The sequence below is a fragment of the Hymenobacter sp. H14-R3 genome (assembly GCF_030063445.1).
Classification (GTDB): domain Bacteria; phylum Bacteroidota; class Bacteroidia; order Cytophagales; family Hymenobacteraceae; genus Hymenobacter.
In genome coordinates this window covers 152,704-171,105 of record NZ_JASITD010000008.1, presented here as the reverse complement: position 1 = coordinate 171,105, position 18,402 = coordinate 152,704, and the positions used below count along the sequence as shown (strand labels likewise).

Below are 18,402 nucleotides of genomic sequence, written 5' to 3'. Positions count from 1 at the left end.
AGGTTGGCGCCGCCCGCACAAGTTATTCCTGCGGGGCTTAGTTCACCGTTAAGACAAAATTACGGCCGTTGTTTAGCCGAAATAGCCCCACTCCTTCACAATGCCATAATGTTACACCCTTAGTCAGGGAGCGAATTGATGAATGAGTGAATGAGTGATTTTTTCTCCTGCCTGCATCCTTCGCCCCCTTACTCATTGACTTGCCTACGCAGTATAAAAAGCCCGCGCTGCGTCCCAGTGCGGGGCGTCGGGAAGAGGCGCTACAAATTTCATAGCTTCCTTGGTCACTGGGTGTTGCAGCTCCAGCTGCCGGGCGTGCAGGGCGATGCTCACGTCGGGCAGGGGGTTGAGGAAGCCGTACTTCACGTCGCCCACAATGGGCGTGTGCAGGCCCGTGGCGAGCTGCACCCGAATCTGGTGCGGCCGGCCGGTTATGGGGTTGATTTTTAGTAGATAGCGGTTGGCAGCGGGGCCCAGCAGCTCGTAGTTTAGTTCGGAGCGCTGGCCTTGGCCGTGCTTGTCGGTGTAGGCCTTGGTTACGTTGCGCATGGGGTCTTTTACCAGCCAGTGCACCAGCTTGCCGTGCTCGGGCACGGGTGGCTTGCCGGTGAGCGCCCAGTAGGTTTTGGTCATCTGGCTGTCGCGGAACATCTCGTTGAGCCGACTCAGGGCCTTGCTGGTTTTGGCCAGAATAACGATGCCCGATACCGGCCGGTCGATGCGGTGGGCCACGCCTACAAAGGCCGCACCAGGCTTCTTGTACTTGAATTTCAGGTATTCCTCGGCCTTTTTAGAGAGAGGCTCGTCGCCGGTGGCGTCGCCCTGCACCAGGATGCCGGCAGGCTTATTAATCACCAGCAGGTGATTGTCTTCGAAAATAATTTCCTGGCCTTCGGCCCACAGGTTCGGACGGTTCACGCGGTAGTAGGGCCGCAGCGCGGGCTGCGGAAAAGATAGTTCTGGTCACCAAAAAAGAAGCGGCAGCCCACCCGCGCTAGCGCGGGCTTGTGTAATTAATAACCCAACCGAGTGGCTTGCCGCCGGCGAAGGTACGGCGGGCGCGGTTTCTGGAGTTAGGGTATCGTGGATGCTGCGGGTCCGCGCGTAAGAGCGTTATTCAACGATAATACGCGCGGACCCGCAGCGTCCGCGTTACCCCCAACCAGCTAATAGCCCTCCTCCTTGCTCGGAAATTCGCGGCTTTTCACGTCGGCTACGTAGTGCTGCACGGCCTCCGTCATAATATCGTGGAGCTCGGCGTAGCGGCGCAGAAAGCGTGGCTTGAATTCCTTGGTGATGCCCAGCACGTCGTGCACCACCAGCACCTGGCCATCTACGTCGGGCCCGGCGCCGATGCCAATGACCGGGATGGTTAGCTCCTCGGCCACGCGCTTGGCCAGGGAAGCGGGTATTTTTTCGAGTACCAGGCCAAAGCAGCCGATTTCCTGGAGCAAGTGGGCATCTTCGATAAGTTTCTGGGCCTCAGATTCTTCTTTGGCCCGCACGTTATAAGTGCCAAACTTATAGATGCTTTGGGGCGTGAGGCCGAGGTGGCCCATCACCGGGATGCCGGCCGTGAGAATGCGCGTGATGCTGTCCTTAATCTCGGCCCCGCCTTCGAGCTTAATGCCGTGGCCGCCGCTCTCCTTCATAATGCGGATGGCCGAGCGCAGGGCCTCCGACGAGTTGCCTTGGTAGGAGCCGAACGGCATATCGACCACCACAAAGGCGCGCTTCACGGCCCGCACCACGCTCTGGGCGTGGTAAATCATCTGGTCGAGGGTGATGGGCAGGGTGGTTTCGTGGCCCGCCATCACGTTGGAAGCCGAGTCGCCCACGAGCAGCACATCTACCCCGGCGCCGTCCAGAATCTGGGCCATCGAGAAGTCGTAGGCCGTGAGCATGGAGATTTTTTCGCCTCGCTGCTTCATGGCCAGCATCTGGTGGGTGGTAACTAATTTGACTTCTTTATGCTGTGACATGGGGGGCGGGTAAGGGTCTTTGGGGCCGCAAAGCTGGCGACAATTTCGGAAATATGCCGACATTGGGAACGCCAAGCACTGGATTGGCGTAAAGACTAGGGGGCCGCTACCGCGCACGCTTCTGGTTTTGTTCTTCACTATTTGCTATTGATGAATTCCCTAACTCTCTGGTTGACGAGCTTAACGCTGCTGGCGACCCCAGCGGCCGCCCAAACTACCGCCGAGCTGCGGGGCCACCTCACCAACACGGGAACCGAGAAATTACTACTCAGATGGTGGAGCCAGCCCCTGGCCACCCACGAGCAGCAACGGGCCGTGCACGTAGCGCCCAACGGGGACTTCACAATGCAGGTACCACTCACGCAGCCCACGCTGGCCCAGCTCAGCTACGGCGATGAGGAACTGACGGTGTTTCTGGAGCCGGGTGACGTGCTGGCGCTGCACGGCGATGCGCCGGAGCTCACCACCACCATCAGGTTTGACTCGGGTGACGGGGCCGCGCACCGGCCCGCCGCCGCCGCCAACAACTACTTGCAGGAATTCAGCCGGAAATTCGGTAGCAACGATGCCTTTCAGGTATTACCTGATAATATTTCGTTGCCGGAGAAAGGCTTTCTGACGTTTCTTGATTATCGCCGCGACCACGAGCAGACGCTGTTGAAGCAGGCTGGCCGCCGCGGCAGTTTCACGCCCGCTTTCCAAGCCTACGCCGAGGCAGATATCGCCTATACCTACGCCGAGGACCGCCTCACCTACGCCGACCTGCGCGAGCAGACCGTAGTGAGCCAGCCCCGCCCGGAGCTATCGACCAACTACTACGATTTTTTGCAGCAGCCCGGCCTGCTGCCCGGCAACGAGCTGGCCGTGCCCAGCCCGCACTACCAGGACTTTCTGCTGGATTACGTGCATTACCAGGCCCGCACCACAGGCCACCAGCCTACCAATCCCGATTACTTCCCCACGTGCTATAGCCTGGCTGACAAGCTGTTGAGTGCCCAGGCGCGGCCCGTGGTGCTGGGCCGCATTGTGCTCGAAACCATTCGGCAGGGCCACGTGGCGCACGCCCAGGCCATGCTCAGCAGCTACGAAGCCTCGGGCCGGGCCCCGGCGGGCTGGGTAGCCCAGCTGCGCACCGATTTGGCTGACCACCAGTCGTTTGCCATCGGTAGCGTGGCCCCCCCCGTTGCGATGCGCACCGTAGATGGTCGCAAGCTGTCGCTGGCCGACTACCGGGGCAAGCTAGTGTACCTGATGTTTTGGGATAGCCGATTTCCGGCCGGCCAGCGGGAAATTCCGCACCTGAAAGAAATAACGGCTGCCGTAGCGGGCCAGCCCATTGTGGTAGTAATGGTGGCGCTGGACGAGTCGCTCACCCACTGGCAGCAAACGGTAGCCTGCGCCATGCCCGCCCTCACCGGCGTGCAGGTGAGCGTGCCGCCCGGCCGCCGCGAGGCCTTGCGCCAAGCCTATAGCATCGAGCGCCTGCCCAGCGCCGTGCTCATTGCCGAAGACGGTACCTTGCTAGACCTGCACCCGCGCAGCCTCAGCAGCCGGGCCCTGCAAGACGACCTGAAGGCCGCTGTGGGCCGCGCGGCCGCTTACCGCGCCGTGACCCTTAATAAACTGTAAGATAAGAATTTACATAAAAAAGCCCCGCGTACTGATTAATCGGTACGCGGGGCTTTTCTCTTGGGCTAATCAGGTAAAACAGCCTGCCTGCTATTGCCGGGGCACGCGCAGGGTTTCGCCCACGCGCAGGGTGGGGGCGGGCCGCTCATTGTGAGCTAGCAGAGCCGCTACGGTGCAGTTGTAGCGGCGCGAGATGCTGTAGAACGTGTCGCCAGTCGCTACCGTGTAGCTGCCGTTGCTGCTGGCGCTGACCACTAAGTCGGGCTCGGCAGCAGGTGGGCTGAGGTGCAGCGCCTGGCCGGCCCGCAGCGGGGCCACGGGCGAGATATTGTTCCAAGCGGCCAGCTCGGTGGGGCGCACGCCCACGCGGCGAGCCAGGGCATATAGGGTTTCGCCGGGGGCCACCAGGTATGGATGGCTAAAATCGGGAGAGGGGGCCGCCAGGGGCCGTACTGGCCGCACGGGCACCGGGGCCACTACTACCGGCCGCGTTGGGGCCGGCACATCCTCCGCGACTATTGCCGGGCTAGGCGCGGGCAGGGGCTGCACCGGCGGGCCTGGTACCTCGGTAGGCAAGTCGTTGATGGAAGCCAACTCCTCCTCGTCATTATCCGGCGCGGGCAGGGGTTGCGCAGGAGCGGGCGTAGCGGGGGCCAGCACCAGCGGGGGCCGCACGGCTACCGGGCGGCTACCGGGCACGGCTTGGTATTCGGCCGCCACGTTGCGGGGGCGGCTGTGGCTGAGCCACAGCACTAAGCCGGGCCTTATGGCTTCCTCGTTTGGCAGGTGGTTGTAGAGGCGCAGGGCGCGGCGCAATACGCCATAGTGCTGGGCTACGGCGGCCAGCGTTTGGCCGGGAGCTACTACGTGGTAGTCTTCATCGGCCGATTCTTTTTTACGTTGAAAAAAGTAAGGCTCATTGACAGTAAGTGGTTCGTCATCAGCCAGTTCGTTTACCTTTAGAAAGAAGCCCAGGCTGGCCCCACCGCGCTCGGCCAGGGCGGCCGGGGTTTCGTTGGGTCGGGCCAGCAGGGCCCGTATACCATTGATGCGCAAGTAGTTGGGGGCAGGGAGCGCCGCCGTTGGAATGACTAGGGCGGGCATGGTCGCCAGGGGCAGCGCGCCGGCCAGCGGCACCAGCAGCGTGTATGCGCGGCCATCCTGGGGCACGGCCCGGGCCAGCAGCCAGGGGTTGAGCTGGGCCACGGCGGCAGGGTCGGCGGCGTAGGAGGCGGCTTGCTGGGCCAGGCTTTGGCCGGGGGCGGCGGGCACCTCACGCCAGGGCACGAAGGGCACCGCGTGCTGGGCGCAGGCGGGCTCAAAAACCAGCTTCTGGGCCACAAAATCGAGTAAGTACTGGTTGGTGCGGCCCGTAAACGCCATTTGGGTGGCGTCGGCGTCGCGGGGCTGCACGTAGGGCCGCACGCCGCCGAGGCCGGTTTGGTAGCTGAGCAGGGCGTTGGCCCAGTTGTGCAGCGTGGCGTTGTTGCGCACTAGGTAGCGGGCGGCAGCGCGGGTACTGGCCGTGAGGTGGCGGCGCTCGTCGATGCTGCCGTTCACGGTGAGGCCCAGGCTGAGGGCCGTTTCGCGCTTGAGCTGCCAGTAGCCCACGGCCCCGTGGTTGCTTTCGGCGTTGCCCTGCAAGGCGCTTTCCTGGAGCACCAGGTACCGAAAATCGGCCGGCACACCTTCTTCGGCCAGCACCTGGTCGATGAGCGGAAACGCGGCTTCGGCCAGGGCTACGCGGGCCTCCAGCGAGGCGGTGTGGCGGCACAGGCTGTTCACCTTGGCCTGCACCAACTGGCGGGCATTGGCGTCGAGCGTCAGGTGCAGGCCCGCCAGGTCGAGGGTAGCTGGTACGGTAGGCGGGGGCATGGCCAGCGCCGGGCGGCTGGCCAGCCCCAGCAGCAAAGCCGGGAAAAGTTTTTTCATAACAATGTGTCAGTCAACAGCTCGCCCCATCTACTGCTGGCAAGTTAGGCAGAAAAGGTGAACGGTGGGGGGATACCTAGCACCGGTATTACCCGCCGGGAGGGCCGCCAAAGCCCCCGCCGCCCGGCTGCCCGCCGCCGGACCGGCCGTTGGAGCCGCCGCGGCCGCCGCGCTCGGGCGGGCCTTCCGGCAGGGCCGCCATATTAGCTGAGCGGATGTTATACGTGAACAAGAGCATGAGGTATTGCTGGAGCACGGTGGTTTGCACATCTTCGTAATACGCCACGTTTACGTTGCGCTGGATGGCCCGGTTCTGCTTGAGAATATCAAAGGCGTAGAGCTTGATTTCGCCGCGCTGGCCTGGGAATAGCTTCTTGCCGATGGAGGCGTTCCACAGCACGTAGTTCTGGTTATAGGCGCTGCTGAGGCCGCGGTAGAGCTGGTGGGCCACGTCGGTCTGAAACGAGATGCCCGGCCCCACTATCCAGCTAAATTTTAGGCGCGTGAGCTGGCTGAAGTAATTGTTATTCAATTGCTTGCTGAGTGTGTTGCGCACGTAGCTCTGCGTCGAGTTGGAGGAGAGCGTAAAGTCCAGGCTGGGGCTCACGTTGCTGCTCAGCACCAGGCCGCCGGTGAGGGCCGGGGTGCGGGCGTAGTTGAGCGCATTGTTCACAATGCCAGGGTTTTGGCTGAAGCTACCGCCCAGGCTCGCGTTGAAATTCGACTTGATGGCCGTGAGCGGCCGGCCGTAGTTGGCCAGCGCCCGCACGGTGTACTGCGCCCGCAAGTTGGTCGATTGCGTGAGCTGCGCCCCGGCTGGCAGCGCTACGCCGATGGTCTGGTCGTTGAGGATGGGCCGCACCGTGGTGTCGCGCACGGCCACCAACGTGCTATTGGCAATGGGATTCTGGGTGTAGCTGCCCGCGAGCAGGGCGAAGAAATTGCTGTTTTTATCGGCGCGGGCCGCTGTGTAGCGGGCCACCAGGTTGTGGGCGTATTCCTGCTTGAGGTTGGGGTTGCCGATGATGAGCTGCAACGGGTTGGAGTTGTTGACCACGGCCTGCAACTGGCTCAGGCTGGGGGCGTTGGTGCTGGTGCGGTAAAACAGCCGCACGTTGTGCGAGCGGTCGGGCCGCCACGTGAGGTTGGCCTGGGGCAGCACGTTCCAGAACGTGTAATCGACCGGGCCGGGGCGCGGAAACGTCTGGTCGCCCTGCAGCCGCGCCACCTGCGCGCTGGCCCCTACCGAGGCCTGAATGGTGCGCGTGTTGTAGCGGTAGCTCAGCCCGCCGCCCTGCGTGAGGTAGTAGTTGTTGAACACGTTGCTCAGCGCCGAATCGAGCCGCGTGTAGCCCTGGTCGCCGGCGTTGAAGTTGTTGGTGAGCTTGTTGGAGTTGTTGGGCGCGTAGCTGAGCGCGTAGTTGGCTTGCAGCTGGGCGTGCTGGCCCACCGGCTCGGTGTAGGCCAGGTTGCCGGCCATGGTGCCGCTCTTCTGGGTCAGTACCGACTGCTGGTTGAGGTTGGTGCCGGTGCCGCCCACGCGGGTAGTGTTCAGCACCGACGTGCCGTTGCGCGCGTTGTACGAGCCGTTGAGGCTGAGTGAGAGCGTGCGGCCCGCCTTGTGCCCCACCTTGCGGCGCAGCAGCAGGTCGCCGCCCGGGTTAATAGCCTCGTTGTTAGAGTTATATCGCGTATTAATCTGGCTCTGCGGCATGCCCTCGCGGGCCGTGATACCGGCCAGCGTCTGGCTGGCATCGTTTTGCTGCCACGAAATGCGGGGCCGAAACAGTACCGACGTAGCAGAGTCGATTTTATGGTCGAGCCGGAAATTGGCGCGGTGGTTGGTGTTGGTGCTGCCCGAAAGCGAGTTTTCGGTATACGTCGTATTGCTTTGGCCTGGTAGCACGTACTGGCGCAACGTATTGCTATTGAGGGTGTTATTGGAATGATTGAAGAAGTAGCTACCCGTCAGCTCGGTTTTCCTATTCCAGCTATTGGAGTAGTTGAGGCCCGCCGCCGTGGTCTTGCTGATGCCGCCGTTCTGGCTCACCAAAAAGTCGCCGGCGTTGCCTCCCGAGCCGCCGCCGCCACCCCGGCCGCCGCGCCCGCCATCCCCACCGCCGCCGGGGGCTGAGTTGCCGATAACGCCCAGCAGGTCGTCGGTGCCGAAATTTTGCTCGTTCACATTGTTGCTCTGGGCCAGCACCGTGGTGCGCCGGTTGCCGTGGAAGTCGTTGAGGTTCAGGCTGGCCCGGTAGCGGGCGGGGCCCGCGCCCACCACCGCCCGCCCAAACTGCCCGTTGCGAAAGGCCGGCTTGGTGATGATGTTCAGCGTTTTCTGCGTGTTGCCGTCGTTGAAGCCCGAGAAGCGACTTTGCTCGCTCTGCTGGTCAAAAATCTCGACCCGGTCAATGGCATCGGCGGGCAGGTTTTTGAGCACCGCGTCGGGGTCGGTACCAAAGAACGGCTTGCCATCCACGAGCACCTGCTGCACGGTTTCGCCCTGCGCCTGGGTTTTGCCCGAGGCATCGACCGAGATGCCCGGCATCTTAGCGATGAGGTCGCCGGCCGTGGCATCGGGGTTGGTTTTGAAGGCTTTCGCGTTGAGGCTGGTGGTGTCGCCGCGCTGCACCACTTGCACCTGCTCGCCGGTTACGACCACCGTTTTGAGGGCGATGCCGCCCGTTTGGAGCGCCACCGTGCCCAGCACCACGGGCGCGCCGCCGGTGGGCACCGTCACGGGCTGGCGCTGGTCCTGGTAGCCAATGTAGGAGGCCACGAACACGTAGCGGCCGGGGGCCACGCCCGAAATCTCGAAGCCGCCATCGGGGCCCACGGCGGTGCCGGTACGCACCGAATCGGGTAGGTGCACGAGCACCGCGTTGGCCCCGATGAGCGGGCTCTGGTCCTTGCCATCGAGCACCTTGCCGCGCACGGCGCTTTGCGCAAACGCGCTGGTTGTCAGCAGTAACGCCGGGCCAATCAGGAGTAGAGAACGCATAAAAGTCAGATTGATAGGAGCTTATAGTTTACGCAGCAGCAGCAGGCCGTCGCGCACCGGCAGCAGTAGCGGCACCACGCGCGGGTCGTGGCGCAGCTGCTCATTAAAGGCGCGCACGGCACGGGTGTCGTGGTCGTTGGCTTTGAGTAGGTAGGTAGCCAGTGCCTTGCCGCCCCACAGCACATTGTCCACGATAAGCAAGCCACCCGGCCGCACCTGCTCGATTACAAGCTCAAAATACCGACCGTTATGGAGCTTGTCGGCGTCAATAAAGACCAAGTCCCACACTTCGCCGACCAAGCCCGCCAAAACATCGCGCGCATCGCCGATGTGCAGGCTTACCCGCGCCGTGAGGCCCGCCGCGGCCACGTAGCGCCGGATGCGGCTTTCGCGCTCGGGGTTGATTTCGATGGTGTGCAGATGCCCGCCCTCGGCTAGTCCTTCAGCCAAGCACAGCGTAGCATAGCCCGTAAACGTGCCGATTTCCAATATCTTACGCGGCTTAACAAGGTGCGAAAGCATGCTCAGCAGCCGGCCCTGCCAGTGGCCGGTGGCCATGCGCGGCATCAGCAGCTGCAAGTGGGTTTCGCGCCAAAGCTGGTGCAACAGCGTCGGCTCGGGGCCCGAGTGCTGGTCGGCGTATTCTTGTATCGCGTTGTCAATCATCGGAATAAGCTACTAGCTAAGGGTAAAATGGCTCCAGCCGGAAACGGTACACGCGGTAGCCCGACTTGCCGGCTACGTGCTCGTGCGCCACCACGCGCCACAGCCCTTCGTAGCGAAACTGCCAAGCCGCGCCCGCGCTGGCTACCCGCCGAAAAACGCGCACCGGCCGGCCGGTTTCCTGGCTGCGGGCCAGCGCCCGGTTGCGGTGGTTGAACTCCTGGTCGGTTACCTGGCGGCCGGTCTGGCCGTTGCGCCCGCCGTGGCCCGCGTACCAGAAGTAGTCCTCATGAATCTCATCGTCCTCGTACTGGTCGGCCAGGATGATGCTTTCGGCGCCGTGGGCCACGGTGGCGCACACGCCCGCCCGCGGCGGCCGGTGCTGCCCGCGTAGTGACAAGTCGAGGCGCGAGGCAAATAAGTCGCCTGGCCGGGCCTGGCCAACGTGGCCGAAAGTGGAAATGGGCATGGCGGCGCTAGGCTAGCTCGCCGGCCTGCGGCTCGTAGAAATGCGCCCGGTGATACGCCAGAAACTCGGGTGCCACTGCGTGCTGCGGGTGCCGCCGCAATTGGCCGGGCAGGCCGAGCAGGGCGCCATTATCGGCCACGCCAAAGCTGCCCAGGTCAAAAAGCACGTGGTGGTTGGGGCAGAGGCACAGCACGTTGGCCAGTACATCGGGCCCGTGGTGCGGCGCGCCCAGCGGCCGAATGTGCGCCGCCTCGGCATACGGCCCCGCCGGGCTGGCCAGCCGCTCGCTGCACACCTGGCAGTGGTAGTCGTGCAGCGCTTTCACCTGGCGCGTCACGGCCGTGTCGCGCACCAGGCGCAGCGTAGTAGCCAGCCGGCGCGGCGCGGGGCCGTAGGCGGGCGCGGGTTCCTGGGCAGTAAAGAGGTCGGCCGCCGGGGCCGCCACGTGCGGCTCCACGTCCCAGGCTACCAGCTCTTCGAGCCGGAAGCGCCAGACGCGGTGGCCCGATTTGCCGGTTTCGGCCCAGTAGCTGGCAATGCGGTAGAGGCCCGCGTAGCGGTAAAACGTGCGGCCGGCTTCCGTCACCTTACGCGTCACGCGCACGGGCAGGCCGGTGAGCACGTTGCGGGCCAGCTCGCGGTTGGCCCCGGTCAGGGTTTGGTCGGCTACCTGCTGCTGGCTTTCGGCGCTGCGCCCGCCCCGGCCGGTGTAAATAATGACCGCGCCTAAGTCTTCATCGTCCTCGTAGCCGCCCGAGAGCACGATGCTCTCGGCCCCCTCGCCCTGCCGTGCGCTGATGCCGGCCTGCGTTTGGCGGTGCACGCCCGCGCCCCACAGCTCCAGGCGGTTGGCAAACTCGTGGCCCAGTGCAATGCCCGGCACCGGGCCAAAAACGGACGCAGACTTAGCCATGCAGCTGCTATTTCTCGGGTACGTACTGCAAAATGCTGAGGTTGTCCTCGGTCAGCACTTCGTTGGCCAGCTCGCGCAATTCGCGGGCCGTTACGCGCTCGATTTTACCAAAAATCTCGCTCAGTGGCTCCACGCGGCCCAGGTCGAGGGTGCTTTTGCCCAGCAGCTGCATCAGGCCCGAGTTACTTTCTTCGCTCATGGCGAGCTGGCCCATGAGCTGGTTTTTGGCTACGTGTAATTGACTGGTGGTTAACTCTTTATCGCGCAGCAGTTTCAGCTCTTTCTGCACCAAGCCCAGCGTGCGGTTGAGCTGCTTGGCCTCGGTGCCGAAGTAAATGCCGAACAAGCCGGTGTCGGTGTAGGGCGAATACGAGCTGTCGATGGTGTACACGAGGCCGTACTTTTCGCGCACGGCCAGGTTGAGGCGCGAGTTCATGCCGGGGCCGCCCAGGATGTTATTGAGCATGAAAAACGGCACCCGGCGCTCGTCGGTTAGCGGGTAGGCGGGGCCGCCCACCAGACAGTGCGCCTGCGAGATGGGCCGCGACTCGGTGCGGTCGCGGCGCACGTAGCCGCCAAACGGCAGCCGCTCGCGCGGCCCCAGCCGGGCCGGAATGGGCGCCAGAAACCGGTCGGCCAGCCGCTTCACTTCCTTGAACGGCAGGTTGCTCACCGAGCTGAAAATCAGCCGGTCGGTGCGCACGTTCTCGTCGTAAAAGGTGTGAAAATCAGCCGTTTGAAAGCCGCTCACGCTCTCGCGGGTACCCAGGATGTTGATGCCCAGCGGGTGCTCGCCGTATATCACGGCGTCGAAGTCGTCGATGATGGCGTCTTCGGGCGCATCCTGGTACATGCTCATCTCTTCCAGAATCACGCCGCGCTCTTTCTCTACTTCCTTCTCCGGAAATAACGAGTTGAAGGTGAGGTCGGTAAGCAGCTCAAACGCCCGCTCGAAGTGGGTGCTGAGCAGCGTGGCGTAGAAGCAGATTTTCTCCTTGGTGGTGTAGGCGTTCAGCTCGCCGCCCACGGTTTCGAGGCGGTTGAGGATGTGAAACGACTTGCGCTTGCTGGTGCCCTTAAAGGCCATGTGTTCCCAAAAGTGGGCTAGGCCCTGCTGATGGGCCTGCTCATCGCGTGAGCCGATATCGAGCAAAAAGCCGCAGTGCGCAATCTTGGTGTGCGGCACTTCTTTGTGCAGAAGCCGGATGCCGTTGGGATATTCGAATTGGTGGTAATCAGACATGGATGCTATAACCGGCGAAAGCAACAAAGTTCGGGTAGTAGCGCGGACTTTTAGTTCGCAAGTAGCAGACGTACCGGCCCGCGGACTAAAAGTCCGCGCTACCGCGCCAGTTTCTCGGCCCGAAACAGGTCGTCGGCCGCTTGCAACAGCTTGGCCCGCAGCGGCGGGTTGTAGCCGGGGTGCGCCGCCAGAAACCCGCGCACCGTGGCCGCCGCCGTGGCCGACTGGTAGCTGCCCAGCGTGCCTTGCAGCCAGCCGGCCGGAAAAAAGATATCGCCCGTCTGCTGAATTTCCTCCAGCAAATCGAGGCTGGCCGGCAGGTATTTTTCGGAGGTAGCCTGGCGCAACGGGTGGTGTAGGTAGCCGAGGGCGGCCTGCACCCAGGCCTCCTTCTCGCGGTTTTTCTCGTCTTTGAGCGAGGCAAAAAACGCGTCGCGGGTTGCTACCTCGGGCGAGAGGGCCGGCATCATAAATTGCAGCCGCTGGCGGCGGTCCACGTTGGTGATGCGCGCAAGCTGCTGCGGCAGAATGGGTTGCGCCGTAGGGTAGTCGCGCACGGCCAGCGCCAGGGCCAGGGCGGTGTAGTCATCTTCGGTCAGCTTGACCAGGCCGGGGGCTTTTTGGCCGCGCCAAATGCGGTAGAGGCGCTGCTGGGCCGCCAGGGTTAGGGCAATGCTTTGGTAGGCTTTGAAATACAGCTTCTGCTCGCCGGGTTTTGCCTGCGCCTGCATGGCTAGCCAGAGGGCTTTTTCCAGGTCCGGGGCCAGGGCATCGCGCTCGGCCGGCTTCAGAAATTGCCAAAAAATAGCGCTCATCTGGCCCGTGAGCAGCTTGATATTGAGGTCGTTGGTTTCGTGGGCCGTTTGGGCGAGGTAGCGGTCGAGCAGTAGGCGCGGCGCGAGGCCCCGGCCGCTCAGCATGTTCTCGTAGAGGGCGATGTAGGTGCTGGCGCGGGCCACCGGGTCGGGGAGGCTGGCCAGGTGGTCGGCCGCCTGCGGGGCCACCGGAAACACGCCGTAGCCGAGGCCCTGCGCGTTGAGCAGCACGTAGCTGGGCACACCTTTGCCAGCGGGCAGCGCCACGCGCACTTCGCGCTGGCTCATGTTCACGGGCAGCGCCACGGGGCCGCTGGGGTACACGGCCAGCACCTCAAACTGCTGGGGCCACAGGCGGTCGGAGCCATCCTCAGCGTGCTGACTGATAATGAGTTGCGCGGGCTGACCGGCGGGTGTTTGCAGCGTGTAGTCGAATACCGGGCGGCCGGGCTGGTTCACCCACACCTGGTTCCAGGCGGCGAGGTCGGCGGGCGTGTGGGCATCGAGAATGGCGATGAGGTCGAGCCAGGTGGCGTTGCCGTGGGCGTATTTTTTGAGATATTCCCGAACGCCTTCCTGAAACGGCTGCTCGCCCATCAGCCGCTCCAGCTGCCGCATCATAATGGGGGCTTTGTGGTAAATGATGCCGCCGTAGAGCGAGCCCGCGTTCTGCAAATTCTCCAGCGGCTGCCGGATGGGGTTGGCCCCGGCGGTACGGTCCACGGCGTAGGCGGCAGGGTAGTGGTCGGTCACGAACTTGAGCAGCTGCGCCGGGCCGGCGGCGGCCTCGGGGTTCATCTTATCGGCCATGAAATTGGCGAATACCTCCTTCATCCACACGTCGTTGAACCACTGCATCGTTACGAGGTCGCCAAACCACATGTGGGCCGTTTCGTGGCCGATGAGGTTTTGGCGGGCCAGCAGCTGGTCCTTAGTCGCGCCCTCGTCCAAAAACAGGCTAGCGGCCTTGTAATCAATATTCCCCACGTGCTCCATGCCGCCGTACTGAAAGTCGGGAATGGCCGTAAAGTCAAATTTCTGAAACGGGTAGGGGATGCCCGTGTACTGCTCCAGAAAGCTCAGCGCCTCGCCGTGCAACCGGAAAATGGTGGGCATACTAAGACGGATTTTGGTCGAGTCGGTTTCGCGGTGCAAGAAGCTCATCGGCCGGCCATTCACCCGCTGGCTCACCCGCGTAAACTTGCCCGCCGCGAATGAAAACAGGTAAGTGCTAATGGAATCGGATGGGGCGAAAGCGTAGCTTTTCACGCCAGGTTTTACGTCGTCGGCCGTGGGGGGCGAGGTTTCGCGCAACGGCCCATTGGCCACGGCCTCCCAGGTGCCGGGCACGTCCAGCGCCAGCGTGATAGTCGCCTTCAGATTGGGCTGGTCGAACACCGGCACCACCGTGCGGGCACGGTCGGGCACGAGCAGCGTGTAGAGGTAGTCGGCGTTGCGGTTGAGCGATAAGTCGCCGGCTGTGAGAATAATACCAATTACATTGTCGCCCGTGCGCAATGCGCTGGCCGGTAGGACTAAGTGCTCCTGGCGGTAGTCGATTACGGCCGGTTGGCCGTTGATAGTGAGGCTGCGCAACTGACTGGCCTGCCCCTTGAAATCGAGCTGCACCGGGGTGCGGTTATCGCGCAGCCGGAAGCGGATGGTTTCCTCGGCGCGCACCGGGTCGGCCTTGCTGGCGGGCACGGCCAGCCGCAATTCGTAGGCCACGCGGCTGATGGTTTGCTTGCGAAACTCGGCCAGCTCGCGGCTCACGCCGGTCACCACGGGTGGCACGCTGGGGGTAGTGGCGGCGGTGGCAGCAGTGGGGTAAGTGGCACGCTGGCAGGCAGCGGCCAGCAACAGGCCGCCGAGCACCCCATATTTACGGTAGTTCACGGACATAGCAAGCGTGACAAACGACAAACAATTTCCTCAAAACTAAGCCGCGACCCGCATGGCTGACTCTTCACCGCCTATGCGCCTCTATCCGCTCGGCGATGCAGCCGTGGTGCTGGAGTTTGGCCAGGCCATTGACCCGGCCACGCACCGGCTCATCCAGGCATTTGCCCAGGTGCTTGACCAGCAGCCCTTTGCCGGCCTACGCGAGTACGTGCCGGCCTTCACCACCCTCACCGTTTACTACGACCCGTGGGCGCTGCACCTTGGCGAAATTCTACCCTACGACCAGGTAGCCAGCTACTTGCAACGCCTGTTGCCGGTTGCCCATGACGCCGCCGCCAGCTACGAGCCCGGTCCGCTGGTCGAGATTCCGGTGTGCTACGGCGGCGAGTTCGGGCCCGACCTCGACCTAGTGGCTAGCCATGCGCAACTTGCAGTGGATGAAGTAATTGTCTTGCATTCAGCGCCCGAGTATCTGGTGCACATGGTGGGCTTTGCACCTGGCTTTCCTTACCTCGGCGGGCTCGATGCGCGGCTGGCTACCCCGCGCCGCGCCCAGCCCCGGCCGCTGGTACCGGCGGGCGCGGTAGGCATCGCGGGCGTGCAAACGGGCGTGTACTCGCTGCCCACGCCGGGCGGCTGGCAGCTCATCGGGCGCACGCCGCTGCGGTTGTTTGATGCGAACCGAGCCCAGCCCAGCCTGCTGCAAGCCGGCGACCGGCTGCGCTTCGTGCCCATTTCAATAGCCGAGTTTCAGCGCCTGAGCCATGAGCATTAGCGTGCTAAAGCCCGGCCTGCTCACCACCGTGCAGGACCTGGGCCGCCCCGGCTACCAAAAAACCGGCCTCGTGGTGAGCGGCGCGCTTGATGCCACGGCCCTGCGCACCGCCAACCTGCTGGTGGGCAACCCCGAAACCGCCGCCGGCCTCGAATGCACCCTGCGCGGCCCCACGCTGCGCTTCGAAACCGATGCGCTGCTGGCGCTCACCGGGGCCGACCTGGCGGCTACCATCGGCGGCGAGCCGGTGCCGTTGGGGCGGCCGGTGGCGGTGCGCGCCGGTGCGGTACTGGCCTTTGGCGCATCCAAAACAAGCGGTCGGGCCTGGCTGGCTGTGGCGGGCGGCGTGGCCGTGCCGCTGGTGCTGGGCAGCCGCGCCACCTACCTGCGCGCCGCGCTGGGCTGGCTGGCCGGCCGGGCCTTGCAGGCTGGCGACGTGCTGCCGGTGGGGGAGTGGCCGGTTGCCGCGCGGCGCTTATTTGATGCCATAAAACTCAATGAATCAGAAGATTGGGCCGCTGCCAAGTGGTATGTAGCCGCTATAGGAACAGCTTGCCCCGGCAAGCCGCTGGTAGCGCGTGCATTGCCAGGGCCTGAGTACGAGCAGTTTGCGCCGGCCAGCCAGCGGGCTTTCTGGACTGAAAATTTCACCGTAACTACCGAGGTCGACCGCATGGGCTGCCGGCTCAGCGGGCCGCTGCTGGCGCGCACCACGGCCACCGAATTGCTATCGAGCGCCGTCACGTTTGGCACGGTTCAGGTGCCGGCCGGCGGCCAGCCCATTGTGCTACTGGCCGACCGCCAGACCACCGGCGGCTACCCCCGGCTGGCCCAGGTCATCACCGCCGACCTCGGCCGGCTGGCCCAGGCACTGCCAGGCACGCTGCTGCGCTTCCAGCCGGTAGCGTTGGCCGAAGCGCAGGCGCTGTACCTTGCGCAGGAGCAGCGCCTGCGGGCCCTGGCGCGGGCTGTTTACCTGAAATCTCTCTTATGAACGCGAGTACTACCGTTGATTTAAACTGCGACATGGGCGAAAGCTTCGGTGCCTGGACCCTGGGCCAGGACGCCGAGCTCATGCCCCTGCTCACGTCGGCCAACGTGGCCTGCGGCTTCCACGCCGGCGACCCCAGCGTGATGCGCCAAACCGTGCGCCGAGCGCTGGCGGCCGGCGTGGCCATCGGGGCGCACCCCGGCCTGCCCGATTTAGTGGGTTTCGGCCGCCGCAATATGGATATTTCGGCCGAGGAAGCGTTTGATATGACCGTGTACCAGCTCGGGGCGCTGGCCGCCGTGGTGCGCGCCGAGGGCGGCCAGCTGCACCACCTCAAGCCCCACGGCGCGCTCTACAACATGGCCGCCACCAACGCCGCCCTGGCCGAGGCCATCGCCGAAGCCCTCTATAAAGTGCAGCCCGAGCTGATGCTCTACGGCCTGGCCGGCTCGGAGCTGACCAAGGCCGGCGAAAAAATCGGCCTCCGCACCGCCCACGAAGTCTTCGCCGACCGCACCTACCAGCCCAACGGCACGCTCACGCCGCGCCGCCAGCCCGACGCCCTCATCACCAGTTCAGAAGTTGCCATTGCCCAGGTACTACGCATGGTGCAGGGCGGCTGGGTCCGCACGCAGCAGGGCACGGAAGTAGCCATTCGGGCCGATACGGTGTGCCTGCACGGCGACGGCGCGCACGCCCTGGAATTTGCCCGGCAGCTGCGCACGGCCCTGGCCGGGGCCGGCGTGGTGGTGCAGATTCCCGGCCCCGCGCCGGCCACCCCTTCGCCCAGCGGCCGATGAAGCCGAAGTTTCGCGCCTTCGGCGGGGCCAGCCTGGGCGCCGCCTTCTTGATGGCCAACTCGTCCATCGGCCCGGGGTTTTTGACTCAGACCACCGTGTTTACCCAGCAGCTGCTCACCAGCTTCGGGTTTGTCATCCTCGTGTCAGTGGTGCTCGATGTGGGCGCGCAGCTCAATACCTGGCGCATCCTCACGGTGAGCGAGTTGCGGGCCCAGGACCTGGCCAATAAGCTGCTGCCGGGGCTGGGCTACTTCCTGGCGGCGATGGTCATTCTGGGGGGCTTTGCGTTTAATATCGGCAATATTGCCGGCTGCGGGCTGGGGCTGAACGTGCTCACTGGCCTTTCTTACGAGCAGGGTGCCATCATCAGCTGCGGGGTGGCACTAGTGCTGTTTTGGGTGCGCGAAGTGGGTAAGATGCTCGACGGCTTCACCAAGATTCTGGGCACGGTCAAGATTTTGCTCACGCTGGGTATTGCCTTCAGCGCGCACCCGCCGCTGCTGCAAGCGCTGCACCACACGCTGCTGCCCGCCAAGGTGAGCGCGGCGGCCATTGTCACCATCGTGGGCGGCACGGTGGGCGGCTACATCACGTTTTCGGGCGCGCACCGCCTGCTCGATGCCGGCATCAAAGGGCTTGACAACCAAGCGGTAGTCACGCGCAGCGCCGTGAGCGGCATCGTTATTTCCACCTTCATGCGGTTCGTACTGTTCCTGGCCATTGTGGGCGTGCTGAGCCAAGGCGCTGCGCTGGAGGCCGATAACCCGGCGGCGGGCGTATTCCGCGCGGCGGCGGGCGAGGTGGGTTTCCGCGTGTTCGGCATCATTTTGTGGAGCGCCGCCATCTCCTCGGTGGTGGGCGCAGCCTACACGTCAGTATCGTTTTTCAAAACGTTTCACCCGGTGTTTGAGCGCCACGAGCGGGCCTGCATTTCGATATTCATCGTGTTGTCAACCAGCATCTTCGTGCTCGTGGGCAAGCCCACGCAGCTGCTCCTGTTTGCCGGCGCGCTCAACGGCCTGATACTGCCCATCGCCCTCGGTATTATCCTCGTGGCCGCCACCAGCCGCCGCCTCATGGGCACCTACCACCACCCCCGCTGGATGCTGGTGGCCGGCTGGGTCGTAGTGGCCATCATGGGCAGCCTCAGCCTGCGCGTAGTGTGGGAGCAGCTCAATATAGCGTAAGCTTCAGCTTGCGAGCGAGCGCAGCGAGCATAGTCGTTCGCGCCGTGCGGTCCCGTCTGCTCGCTACGCTCGCTCGCAAGCTGAAGCTTACGCTACCTCG

At 64.0% G+C, this 18,402-nt stretch carries 14 protein-coding genes; 5 read left to right on the top strand and 9 right to left on the bottom strand.

The window, feature by feature from the left end:
• Nucleotides 1–204: 204 nt before the first annotated feature.
• Both QMK33_RS09900 and panB read right to left on the bottom strand, forming a co-directional pair.
• Nucleotides 205–918 carry an RluA family pseudouridine synthase gene (locus tag QMK33_RS09900; RefSeq protein WP_283564418.1) on the bottom strand — a complete coding sequence of 238 codons (714 nt, stop codon included), beginning with the start codon at nucleotides 916–918 and terminating at the stop codon, nucleotides 205–207.
• A gap of 248 nt (nucleotides 919–1,166) precedes the next feature.
• Nucleotides 1,167–1,982 carry a 3-methyl-2-oxobutanoate hydroxymethyltransferase gene (gene panB, locus QMK33_RS09895; RefSeq protein WP_283564417.1) on the bottom strand — a complete coding sequence of 272 codons (816 nt, stop codon included), beginning with the start codon at nucleotides 1,980–1,982 and terminating at the stop codon, nucleotides 1,167–1,169.
• Nucleotides 1,983–2,132: 150 nt separating this feature from the next.
• Here panB and QMK33_RS09890 point away from each other — a divergent pair, with 150 nt between their 5' ends.
• Complete coding sequence (locus tag QMK33_RS09890) at nucleotides 2,133–3,611, top strand: TlpA family protein disulfide reductase (RefSeq protein ID WP_283564416.1); 1,479 nt, start codon at nucleotides 2,133–2,135, stop codon at nucleotides 3,609–3,611.
• Between the two features lie 90 nt (nucleotides 3,612–3,701).
• On the opposite strand, the gene QMK33_RS09885 is transcribed toward QMK33_RS09890, so the two are convergent.
• The 7 genes from QMK33_RS09885 to QMK33_RS09855 all read right to left on the bottom strand — a co-directional run bounded on the left by QMK33_RS09885 (nucleotide 3,702) and on the right by QMK33_RS09855 (nucleotide 14,549).
• The gene (locus QMK33_RS09885; protein ID WP_283564415.1) at nucleotides 3,702–5,543 is read right to left on the bottom strand and encodes a LysM peptidoglycan-binding domain-containing protein; all 1,842 of its coding nucleotides are present in this window, start codon (nucleotides 5,541–5,543) and stop codon (nucleotides 3,702–3,704) included.
• Between the two features lie 88 nt (nucleotides 5,544–5,631).
• Nucleotides 5,632–8,544, bottom strand: a complete 2,913-nt coding sequence (locus QMK33_RS09880; RefSeq protein WP_283564414.1) for a TonB-dependent receptor — start codon at nucleotides 8,542–8,544, stop codon at nucleotides 5,632–5,634.
• A gap of 21 nt (nucleotides 8,545–8,565) precedes the next feature.
• Nucleotides 8,566–9,210, bottom strand: coding sequence for an O-methyltransferase (locus QMK33_RS09875; protein ID WP_349361724.1), 645 nt, complete (start codon nucleotides 9,208–9,210; stop codon nucleotides 8,566–8,568).
• A gap of 16 nt (nucleotides 9,211–9,226) precedes the next feature.
• Entirely contained in the window at nucleotides 9,227–9,676 is a 450-nt protein-coding gene (locus QMK33_RS09870) for a YDG/SRA domain-containing protein (RefSeq protein ID WP_283564413.1), read from the bottom strand.
• Between the two features lie 7 nt (nucleotides 9,677–9,683).
• Nucleotides 9,684–10,589, bottom strand: coding sequence for a YDG/SRA domain-containing protein (locus tag QMK33_RS09865; protein ID WP_283564412.1), 906 nt, complete (start codon nucleotides 10,587–10,589; stop codon nucleotides 9,684–9,686).
• A 7-nt stretch (nucleotides 10,590–10,596) separates the two neighbouring features.
• Complete coding sequence (locus tag QMK33_RS09860; RefSeq protein WP_283564411.1) at nucleotides 10,597–11,832, bottom strand: M16 family metallopeptidase; 1,236 nt, start codon at nucleotides 11,830–11,832, stop codon at nucleotides 10,597–10,599.
• A 98-nt stretch (nucleotides 11,833–11,930) separates the two neighbouring features.
• A complete protein-coding gene (locus QMK33_RS09855) occupies nucleotides 11,931–14,549 on the bottom strand; it encodes a M1 family aminopeptidase (protein WP_283564410.1) in 2,619 nt (872 codons plus the stop codon).
• Between the two features lie 52 nt (nucleotides 14,550–14,601).
• Here QMK33_RS09855 and pxpB point away from each other — a divergent pair, with 52 nt between their 5' ends.
• From pxpB to QMK33_RS09835, 4 genes are read left to right on the top strand one after another with little or no spacing between them, the layout of a single operon-like run.
• Nucleotides 14,602–15,324, top strand: coding sequence for a 5-oxoprolinase subunit PxpB (gene pxpB, locus QMK33_RS09850; protein ID WP_283564409.1), 723 nt, complete (start codon nucleotides 14,602–14,604; stop codon nucleotides 15,322–15,324).
• Entirely contained in the window at nucleotides 15,314–16,318 is a 1,005-nt protein-coding gene (locus QMK33_RS09845) for a 5-oxoprolinase subunit C family protein (RefSeq protein WP_283564408.1), read from the top strand. The genes pxpB and QMK33_RS09845 overlap by 11 nt, the downstream gene beginning before the upstream one ends.
• On the top strand, nucleotides 16,315–17,115 hold the full coding sequence (locus QMK33_RS09840) for a LamB/YcsF family protein (protein WP_283564407.1): 801 nt from the start codon (nucleotides 16,315–16,317) through the stop codon (nucleotides 17,113–17,115). The genes QMK33_RS09845 and QMK33_RS09840 overlap by 4 nt, the downstream gene beginning before the upstream one ends.
• Entirely contained in the window at nucleotides 17,112–18,302 is a 1,191-nt protein-coding gene (locus QMK33_RS09835; RefSeq protein ID WP_283564406.1) for an NRAMP family divalent metal transporter, read from the top strand. The genes QMK33_RS09840 and QMK33_RS09835 overlap by 4 nt, the downstream gene beginning before the upstream one ends.
• Nucleotides 18,303–18,402 lie beyond the last annotated feature (100 nt).